Source organism: Mesorhizobium sp. M7A.F.Ca.US.006.04.2.1 (genome assembly GCF_004022915.1).
GTDB lineage: Bacteria > Pseudomonadota > Alphaproteobacteria > Rhizobiales > Rhizobiaceae > Mesorhizobium > Mesorhizobium ciceri.
The window spans coordinates 1-9221 of the sequence record NZ_RZQA01000163.1; the positions used below are offsets into that span (position 1 = coordinate 1).

Sequence of the window (9221 nt, forward strand, 5' to 3'; positions counted from 1 at the left end):
CTTCAAGGCGCCGCCGATCTCGACGCCGATCAGGTCGTCGTTCGAATAGCAGCGCAGGTTTTCGGCGGAAAAGCGGGCGGCGAGATCGGCGGCCAACACCTCGTCGCGGGCGGCGACCACAACGGCCGTCGGCAGGCCGCGGGCGACGTCGTTGGCGAAGCTCGGGCCCGACAAAACGGCAACCGGATTGAGCGGCAGGATTTCTTCGACAATCGCCGATAGCAACGCGCCAGTCTCGCTTTCGATGCCCTTGGCGCACAGAACCAGCGGGATACCGGCCGGCATATGGTCCTTCGCGGCCGCCAGCGTCGCCCGCAGCGACTGCGCCGGCGTCACCGCCAGCACGCAATCGGCACCGTCGAGCGTGGCCTGGATGTTGCTCGTCGCCACGATGCCGGGCTGGAGCGTAATGCCCGGCAGGTAGCGTGGATTTTCGCCGCGGTCGATCGCGGCGACGGTCTCCGGATCGCGCGCGTAAAGGCGGACGAAATGGCCGGCGCGCAGCATGGCCAAGGCCAAGGCAGTGCCCCAGGCGCCGCCGCCGAGCACGGCAACGCGCCAGCCGCTTGGCGCGGTGACGTTGCCGCTCATTGCCACCTCGTTCATGCCTTGGCTCCGCGCCGGCCGGAGCCGACCATCGGCGCCGAGATGCTGTCCAGCGGCCAGCGCGAGCGCGGCACGAAATCGAAGCCGTTCTCTTGCGCCATGCCCTCGCGCAGCCGCTCGATGCCGGCCCAGGCGATCATCGCCGCATTGTCGGTGCAAAGTTTCAGTGGCGGCGCAATGAAGGTGAAGCCGGTCTCGGCGCAGAGCCGCTCCAGCATGGTCTTGATCGTGCGGTTGGCGGCGACACCACCGGCAACGACGAGGGCTGGGTTCCTGGTGCCGGGAAATGTCTCGCGAAAGCGCGTCAGCGCGCGAGAAACACGGTCGGCCAGAGCATCGGCTACGGCCCCCTGGAACGAGGCGCAGATGTCGGCGACGTCCTGGTCGCTCAGCGGCGCAATGGCGCTCGCCGCCTGGCGCACGGCGGTCTTGAGGCCGGAGAAGGAGAAGTCGGGCTGGGCCGAGCCCTTCATCGGACGCGGAAAGGCAAAGCGCGAGGCGTTGCCGGCCTGTGCCGCCTTTTCGACATTCGGTCCGCCGGGATAGGGCAGGCCGAGCATCTTGGCCGTCTTGTCGAAGGCTTCGCCGAGCGCGTCGTCGATAGTCGTTGCCCAGCGCTGGTAGTCGCCGACACCCCGCACGGCGACGATTTGCGTATGGCCGCCGGAGACCAGCAGCAAGAGATAGGGAAAGTCGAGCCCGTCGGTCAGCCTTGCGGTCAGCGCATGGCCTTCGAGGTGGTTGATGGCGATCAGCGGCTTGTTCGCCGCCGCGGCGATTGCCTTGGCGGTCATCAGCCCGACGATCAGCCCGCCGACCAGGCCGGGGCCGGCGGTGGCGGCAATCGCGTCGATATCGGCTAGCGCCGTGCCCGAATCGGCAAGCGCCGCCTCGATGATGCCGTCCAGCGCCTCGACATGGGCGCGCGCGGCGATTTCCGGCACGACGCCGCCGAAAGCGGCATGCTCCTCGATCTGGCTGAGCACGATGTTGGACAGGATTTTTGGCGCGGCGTCGCCGTCGATGGCCACCACGCTGGCGGCGGTCTCGTCACAACTCGTCTCTATGCCCAGCACGCGGATCAATTCGTCGCTGTCCCTAAAGATTGTATCATGGGGCTTTCCCCGTTAGGAGAACCCCGGAAAAGCCTCGCTTGCCGGGGGGTTATCACGGACTGCGCGCCATGCAAACAATCTTGAGAATCGGAACACGCGGCAGCCCGCTGGCGCTGGCGCAGGCGCATGAAACGCAGGCGCGGCTGATGGCCGCGCATGGCATGCCGGCGGAGGCGTTCGAGGTGGTCGTCATCTCGACCAGCGGCGACCGCATTCAGGACCGGCCGCTGTCGGAAGCCGGCGGCAAGGGCCTGTTCACCAAGGAGATTGAGGAGGCGCTGCTGGCCGGCCGGATCGACATCGCCGTGCATTCGTCGAAAGACATGCCGACGCAACTGCCCGACGGCCTCGAACTGTCGGCCTTCCTGCCGCGCGAGGACGCACGCGACGCCTTTGTCGGCAAAGCGGCGAAGACGATCGCCGAACTGCCGCGCGGGGCGAAAGTCGGCTCGTCGTCGCTGCGGCGGCAAGCGCTGATCCGCCGGATGCGGCCGGATCTCGACGTGGTGATGTTCCGCGGCAATGTGCAGACGCGGCTGCGCAAGCTCGACGAAGGCGTCGCCGCCGGCACGATCCTGGCCTATGCCGGGCTGAAGCGGCTTGGGCTCGAGCATGTCGTCACCGACCTGATACCGCTCGATGTCTTCCCGCCGGCGCCGGGGCAAGGCGCGATCGGCATCGAAACTCGTATCGGCGACCGCGAGGTCGAAAAGATGCTGGCGGCCGTTCATGATGTGCCGACCGGCCAGGCGTTGGCCTGCGAGCGTGCCTTCCTAGCGGCGCTCGATGGCTCCTGCCGCACGCCGATCGCCGGCTATGCGGCGATCGAGGCCGGAAAGCTGTCTTTTGCCGGGCTGATCATCTCGCCCGACGGCACACAGTCACACACGGTCGAGCTGCAGGGATCGGCGCAAGACGCCGCCCGCATCGGCGGCGAAGCGGCCCGGAGCGTGCGCGCCAGGGCCGGCGAAAAGTTCTTCGACGGCTGGCTCTGAAATGCTTCGCGTCCTGGTGACCAGGCCGGAACCGGGTGCTTCGCGCACAGCGCATCGGCTGGAGGAGGCAGGTTTTCAGCCGGTTCTTTTGCCCCTGACCGAAACAAAGGCGTTGCCCGCCGCTGCCGGACTGATCCCGGACGATGCCGTCGCGGTGGCCGTCACAAGCGCCAATGCCATGCGCCATGCGCCGGAAGAAATCATCGCGACGCTCGCCGCCTTGCCTTGTCATGCCGTCGGTAGGCGGACTGCGGAAGCTGCCCGCAAAGCGGGGTTTTTGTCGGTCAGTGAAGGCCCGGGCGATGCCGAGGCGCTGGCCGACGTTCTCGCTGCCGATTTTTCTGGAAAGACGATTGTCTACCTGTGTGGGCGCGTGCGGTTTCCGGCGTTCGAACAGAGGCTCGGGACGGCGGGCGTTCGGGTCCACGCCGTCGAGACCTATGACACGCTGACAGTGGGTTATCCGGACGAAGTCACCCTCGAACGCCTGTCGGGGCAACCTGCCGACGCGGTATTGCTCTATTCAGCCAAGGCGGCGGCGGCGATGCAGATGTTGGCAAGACGGCCCGCTCTGCGCGGTCTCTTCGAAAAAACATGGGTTTTTGCGCTTTCCGCTCGCATCGCCGCAGCCTTCGACGATGCCACCGGCGAAAGGATCCGCATTGCCGCGCAACCTGACGAGGAGGCATTGCTGGCGCTTTTGCAGGCGCCGCGCTGAGCCGCGTCATCACACCGCCCCTTTTCACCGCTTGGTGATGTGCTAGACCCTTTCTGAACCATCATGCGCCGCCAGGCGTTGAGACGAAGCGAATGTGCGGAGCCCAGGCATGGTCAAGACGCCGAAGATGCGACACTCGAAAAGCCGCCGCGAGCCGGTGACCATCGATCTCGAGCCGGGCGCCGTCTCACGCATCGCCGACGAGGACGCCGCCACGCAGGGGGCGCAGACCGACGAGGCGAAGGCCGAGGAAGCAGCGAACGCTTCGCAGCCCGAGGTTCCCGAAGAGCCGGTTCATGCCGACCAGACCGATCTTGAGCCCTGGGAGCATGCCGATGGCGCCGCAGGTGCGGAAGGGCAAGCGCCGGCGGATGGCGGAGCCAAAGCCGCCGAGCCAGAGCTCCCTTATCCCGGTTCGGATGCGCCGCCCAACCGCGCTAAAACCTTCGACTACGGTTTCGACGACGCGTCGGCAGCGCAGACCGACGGCAACAAGGCAAAACCCGAGACACGGGACGAGAAAATGGCGCCAGCCCCTGAAAAGCGTGGCGGCCTCAACGGCATCGCCGCCGGCATCATCGGCGGCGTCATCGCGCTGGTCGGCGCCGGCGGGCTGCAATTTGCCGGCCTGCTCGGCGCGCCGGGTTCCGGTGCCGGCGTCTCGCTCGATGGCGTCAATGGCGACATCGCCTCGCTGAAGACCGAAATCGCCGGCTTGAAGGACGCCGGCGGCAATGGCGATGCAGCGGCGAAGATGGTCGGGCTGTCCTCGGGCCTGGAGCAGGTCAAGGCCGATGTCGCGGCGCTGAAATCGGCTGTCGAGAAAGGTGGAGCAGGCGACGCGGCCGGCGTCACCGCACTGGGCGACAAGGTCGCGCAGATCGAGACGGCGGTCGCCGCCCTCGGCAAGGCGGGCAGCTCGGCGCCGGTCGATCTTGGTCCGCTCACCGAAAAACTGGCAGGCCTCGACGCGCAGGTGAAGTCGGCCGGCGAGGCGGCGACCGCGCAGGATGGCCGGCTGAAAGCGCTGGAGCAGTCTGTGTCGCAGCTGTCCGGCAAGGTCGAGGCGGCGGCGGGACAGCCGAAGATCGCGCTTGCCATCGCGGCTTCGGCCTTGAAGGCGGCGCTTGAGCGTGGCGGGCCGTTTTCGGCCGAACTCGAAACCCTCGCCGCGATTTCGCCTGATGCGCCGCAGCTTGCGGCACTGCGCCCCTATGCCGAAAAGGGCGTTCCAACCCGCGCCGAGATCGCATCGCAGGCTGATGCCGCCGCCAATGCCATGGTCACGGCGGCAACGCCTGTCGATGAGAATGCCGGCTTCGTTCAGAGCCTTCTGTCGAGCGCGCAATCGCTGGTCAAGGTCAGGCCGATCGGCGCCGTCGAAGGCGCCGGCGCACCGGAAACCGTCGCGCGCATGGAGGCGGCGGTCAACCAGGGCGACTACGCCAAGGCACTCAGCGAGTATGAAACGCTGCCCGAGGCCGCCAAGGCCGCGGGCGCCGACTTTGCCGGCAAGCTGAAGGCGCGCATCGAGGTCGAAACCCAGGTCGATGCGCTGATCTCGGGCGCGATGAAGGCATGAGGGCAACACAATGATCCGCCTGCTCGCCTTCCTCATCGTCGTTTTCGCGCTCGGGTTGGGCTTTGCCTGGCTGGCCGACCGGCCGGGCGACATGGTCGTCACTTTCAACGGCTATCAATACCAGGTCAGCCTGATGGTGGCGGCGGTGGCTGTCGTTGCCGTGGTCGCTGCGGTGATGATCCTGTGGTGGCTGCTCAAGGCGCTGTGGAACAGCCCTTACACCATCTCGCGCTATTTCCGTGTCCGCCGCCGCGATCGTGGCTATCAGGCGCTGTCGACCGGCATGATTGCCGCCGGCGCCGGTGATGGCGCGCTGGCCCGCAAGAAGACCAAGGAAGCCGCCAAGCTGATCCGTTCCGACCAGGAGCCGCTGATCCACCTGCTCGAAGCGCAGGCGTCGCTGCTCGAAGGCGATCATGAAGGCGCGCGGCAGAAATTCGAGAGCATGCTCGACGATCCCGAAATGCGGCTGCTGGGTTTGCGCGGGCTTTATCTGGAAGCCGAACGGCTCGGGGACCGCAACGCCGCCAGGCATTATGCCGGCCGCGCCGCCGCTGTGGCGCCGCAACTGGCCTGGGCGGCGGAATCGACGCTGGAAGAGCTGACCGCGCGCGGCGACTGGGACGGCGCCCTGAAACTCGTCGACGCGCAGAAAGCGACACGGCAGATCGAACGCGATGCCGCCAACCGCCGCCGCGCCGTGCTGCTGACCGCCAAGGCGCAGGCGCTTGCCGACAGCGATCCCGCCGCCGCCAGGACGGCCGCGATCGAGGCGAACAAGCTCAGGCCCGATTTCGCGCCTGCCGCCGTGGCCGCCGCGGCCGCACTGTTCAAGCAGAACGATGTGCGCAAGGGCTCGAAGATACTCGAGGCGGCGTGGAAGGCCGAGCCGCATCCGGAGATCGCCGAGCTCTATACCCATGCAAGGCCGGGCGACGCGGTGCTCGACCGCCTCAACCGGGCGAAGAAGCTGCAGGAGATGAAGAAGAACCACGCCGAATCGTCGATGACGGTGGCGCGCGCCGCGCTCGACGCGCAGGATTTCGCGACCGCCCGCCGCGAGGCCGAGGCGGCGATCCGGATGGACCGTCGCGAGGGCGCCTATCTGCTGCTCGCCGACATCGAGGAGGCCGAGACCGGCGATCAGGGCAAAGTTCGGCAGCTGTTGTCCAGGGCGCTGCGGGCGCCGCGCGATCCGGCCTGGGTCGCAGACGGCGTGGTATCGGAACGCTGGGCTCCGGTATCGCCGATCACCGGCCGGCTCGACGCCTTCGAGTGGCGCGCGCCGATGGAGCGTCTTGGCCAGTTGATCGACAGCCATGATGACGCGCCAGCGGGTGCGGCACCGGTTATTGAAGCATTGGCAAAGCCGACGAGCGAAAAAAGGCCGATCGAAGTGATCGACGACGCCGGTGGCGAGACGTCGGCGGGCAAGCAAGCTGAAAGTCGCGAAGAAGATCATGTCAGGCCAATCACGGCAGCGGCCTTCGCCGCGGTGCCGAGCGATGCCGAAGGCGTCGAGCCGGCCGAGGAGCTTGCGCGGCTGCCGGACGATCCCGGCGTCGATCCGGACGAGGAAGCGGAGAAATCGCCGCGCCGGTTTCGGTTGTTTTGAGTTGGGCAGGCCGTCAGGCCGTTGGGGTATGGATCTATGTTTGAACGCGTTCTGTCGTTTCTCAGGGATTTGCCGGCCGGTGCCGGCACGCATGCCAGCACGGACGATCCGCGTGTCGCCGCCTCGGCGCTGCTCTACCATGTGATGAACGCCGATGGCGTGCGCCAGGATGTCGAGTGGGAGCGGTTCAAGGCGGTGCTGGCCGAGAGCTACTCGATCAGCGGCGCCGAACTCGAAGCGTTGGCCGCTGCCGGCGAGCGGGCCGACAACGAGGCGATCGATCTCTATGCCTTCACCAGCGTCCTGAAGCGCCATCTCGATGCCGATGCGCGCAAGGCCTTCATCGGCCTGATGTGGGAAATCGTCTATGCCGACGGCGAGTTGCACGAGCTCGAGGACAACACCGTCTGGCGCGTCGCCGAGCTGATCGGCGTCGAACGCCACGATCGCGTCGAGGCGCGCCGCAAGGCGGCGGCGCACGCGCCCGGCGCCACCGGAACATCGAGCGACGAATAGGATCTTCGCCTTCCCATGCCACGCCAAACGAGTTCGAAGCCAAAGATCCTGATCGTGCTGCATCAGGAGAGTTCGAGCCCGGGGCGTGTCGGCCATATGTTGCTGGAAGAAGGTTTCGATCTCGACATCCGCCGGCCGCCGCTTGGCGACGCCTTGCCCGAAACACTGGACGACCACGCCGGCACGGTGGTGTTCGGCGGCCCGATGAGCGCCAATGACGACGACGAGTTCGTCCGCCGCGAGACCAACTGGCTGGAAATACCGCTGAGGGAGAACCGGCCATGTCTCGGCATCTGTCTCGGCGCGCAGATGCTGGTCAACTGTCTCGGCGGCAAGGTCGAGGGTCATGGTGAAGGGCTGGTCGAGGTTGGCTGGTATCCCCTGAAGGCGACCGAAGCCGGCAAGCAACTGATGCACTGGCCGGAGATGGTCTACCAGTTCCACCGCGAGGGTTTTTCGCTGCCCAGGGACGCGACGCTGCTGGCGACGGCCGAAACCTATCCCAACCAGGCCTTCCGCTACGGCGACAATGCCTGGGGCATCCAGTTCCATGGCGAACTGACCAGGGTGATGATGCAGCGCTGGGTGGTGCGCGGCGCGCATCGCTTCGAATTGCCCGGTGCCCAGCCCGGCCGCGATCATCTCGGCGGCCGGCTGATCTGGGACATGCATCTCAAGCGCTGGCTGGACGAGTTTTTGCGGATGATCTTCGGCAAGCCGAGCAGATAGCTGAACCGTCGTCTGAACGGATTTCAGGCGACCCGCTTTAGGTCTTTGTCTTCATGCATGTCGTTCTCCCAAAACCGGGGCCACTTTTGGGCGACATGCATTAAGGTTCGAGCACCGGCCGCAGGAAGCTGCGCTCGTAGCTGAGAATGCTGCGATTGCGTTTTTCCATTTCGAACACTTCCTGGCATTCCGGGTCGGCAGCCATCCGTTTGCGATAGTCCTCGTAGTCGGCAAGGCTCGGGAAGCTGAACATGGCATAGGCGATGTTGCTCGCCCCTTCGCTTGGAAGGAAATAGCCGTGATGGTTTCCGCCGAGGCGGTTGACCAGAGCTATCCAGCGACGACCATAATCTTCGAACTCGGCAAGCTTGTAGGGGTCGATGACGTATTTCAGGTAGCAAGTGATCATGAGAGCTCCTGTGGCATGGGCTAGGCACGTCGGCTGTCAACCGTGGGAAGATCAGTTGCGCCCGTTGAGGTGGCGCACCTTGCGCAGTTGCGGAAACAGCACCACCCACAGGCCCGCGACGGCGATGGCGCCGATGCCGCCGATCACCACGGCCGGCACCGTGCCGATCAGTGCGGCCATCGTGCCGGCGCGGAATTCGCCGACCTCGTTGGAGGCGCCGACAAAGACCTGGTTAACGGCGTTGACGCGGCCGCGCACCTCGTCGGGCGTCCACAGCTGGATCAGCGTCTCCCTGATGTAGACGCTGAACATATCGGTGGCGCCAAGGAAGACCAATGCCACGATCGACAGCCAGGTGATGGTCGACAGGCCGAAAACCACGGTGAAGGCGCCGAACGAGGCTGCGGCGGCCAGCATGATCATGCCCGCGTGGTTGCGAAGTGGATGCCCGGCCAGCCAGATGGCGACGCAAATGGCGCCGATGCTGGGCGCCGAGCGCAGCAGGCCGAGGCCCCACGGGCCGAGCTGGAGGATGTCGCGCGCATAGACCGGCAGCAGCGCCGAGGCGCCGGACAGGAGCACGGCGAACAGATCGAGCGAGATGGCGCCGAGCACGATCTTCTCGCTCCAGATGTAGCTGAACCCGCCGAGCAGGTGCTGCATCGTCGGCTTGTCCGACTCGGTGCGCTGCGACGGCTTCGGGATGGTGAAGATCAGCAGCCCGGACACAAGCATCAGGACAGCGGCGGTTCCGTAGGCCGCTTCCGGCGACACGCCGTAGAGCAGGCCGCCGGCGACGGGTCCGACGATGGTCGCCGTCTGCCAGGCCGATGAATTCCAGGCGATGGCGTTGGCGAAATCCTGAGGCGGCACCAGATTGGCGAACAGCGAGGCCGAGGCCGGACCGAAGAAGGCGCGGGCGACGCCGAACATGGC

The 9221-nt window shown here is 66.3% G+C and carries 10 protein-coding genes; 6 read left to right on the plus strand and 4 right to left on the minus strand.

The genetic code is table 11. The features are described from left to right. Both EN925_RS11405 and tsaD read right to left on the minus strand, forming a co-directional pair. Positions 1–606 (minus strand): NAD(P)-binding domain-containing protein (locus EN925_RS11405; RefSeq protein ID WP_164894179.1); only part of this gene is annotated, 606 nt, incomplete at its 3' end. Beyond that, a complete protein-coding gene (gene tsaD, locus EN925_RS11410; protein WP_198327618.1) occupies positions 603–1688 on the minus strand; it encodes a tRNA (adenosine(37)-N6)-threonylcarbamoyltransferase complex transferase subunit TsaD in 1086 nt (361 codons plus the stop codon). The genes EN925_RS11405 and tsaD, both read right to left, overlap by 4 nt. 101 nt (positions 1689–1789) lie before the next feature. Here tsaD and hemC point away from each other — a divergent pair, with 101 nt between their 5' ends. The 6 genes from hemC (at position 1790) to EN925_RS11440 (ending at position 7876) form a co-directional block, all read left to right on the plus strand. Beyond that, entirely contained in the window at positions 1790–2716 is a 927-nt protein-coding gene (gene hemC, locus EN925_RS11415; protein ID WP_127388435.1) for a hydroxymethylbilane synthase, read from the plus strand. A gap of 1 nt (position 2717) precedes the next feature. Beyond that, complete coding sequence (locus EN925_RS11420) at positions 2718–3434, plus strand: uroporphyrinogen-III synthase (RefSeq protein WP_127370144.1); 717 nt, start codon at positions 2718–2720, stop codon at positions 3432–3434. Between the two features lie 109 nt (positions 3435–3543). Beyond that, positions 3544–5016: a COG4223 family protein gene (locus EN925_RS11425; RefSeq protein WP_127388436.1), complete on the plus strand. Its 1473-nt coding sequence runs from the start codon at positions 3544–3546 to the stop codon at positions 5014–5016. Between the two features lie 10 nt (positions 5017–5026). Further along, positions 5027–6631 (plus strand): heme biosynthesis protein HemY, encoded by a 1605-nt coding sequence (locus tag EN925_RS11430; RefSeq protein WP_063173337.1) that lies wholly within the window; start codon positions 5027–5029, stop codon positions 6629–6631. Between the two features lie 36 nt (positions 6632–6667). Further along, positions 6668–7147: a TerB family tellurite resistance protein gene (locus EN925_RS11435; protein WP_013528912.1), complete on the plus strand. Its 480-nt coding sequence runs from the start codon at positions 6668–6670 to the stop codon at positions 7145–7147. A gap of 15 nt (positions 7148–7162) precedes the next feature. Further along, positions 7163–7876 carry a glutamine amidotransferase gene (locus EN925_RS11440; protein ID WP_013528913.1) on the plus strand — a complete coding sequence of 238 codons (714 nt, stop codon included), beginning with the start codon at positions 7163–7165 and terminating at the stop codon, positions 7874–7876. Between the two features lie 100 nt (positions 7877–7976). Here EN925_RS11440 and EN925_RS11450 read toward each other — a convergent pair whose 3' ends face one another. Both EN925_RS11450 and EN925_RS11455 read right to left on the minus strand, forming a co-directional pair. Beyond that, positions 7977–8285, minus strand: coding sequence for an NIPSNAP family protein (locus EN925_RS11450; RefSeq protein ID WP_024503037.1), 309 nt, complete (start codon positions 8283–8285; stop codon positions 7977–7979). A gap of 51 nt (positions 8286–8336) precedes the next feature. After that, a partial coding sequence (locus EN925_RS11455) for an MFS transporter (protein WP_128336543.1) occupies positions 8337–9221 on the minus strand: 885 nt, incomplete at its 5' end.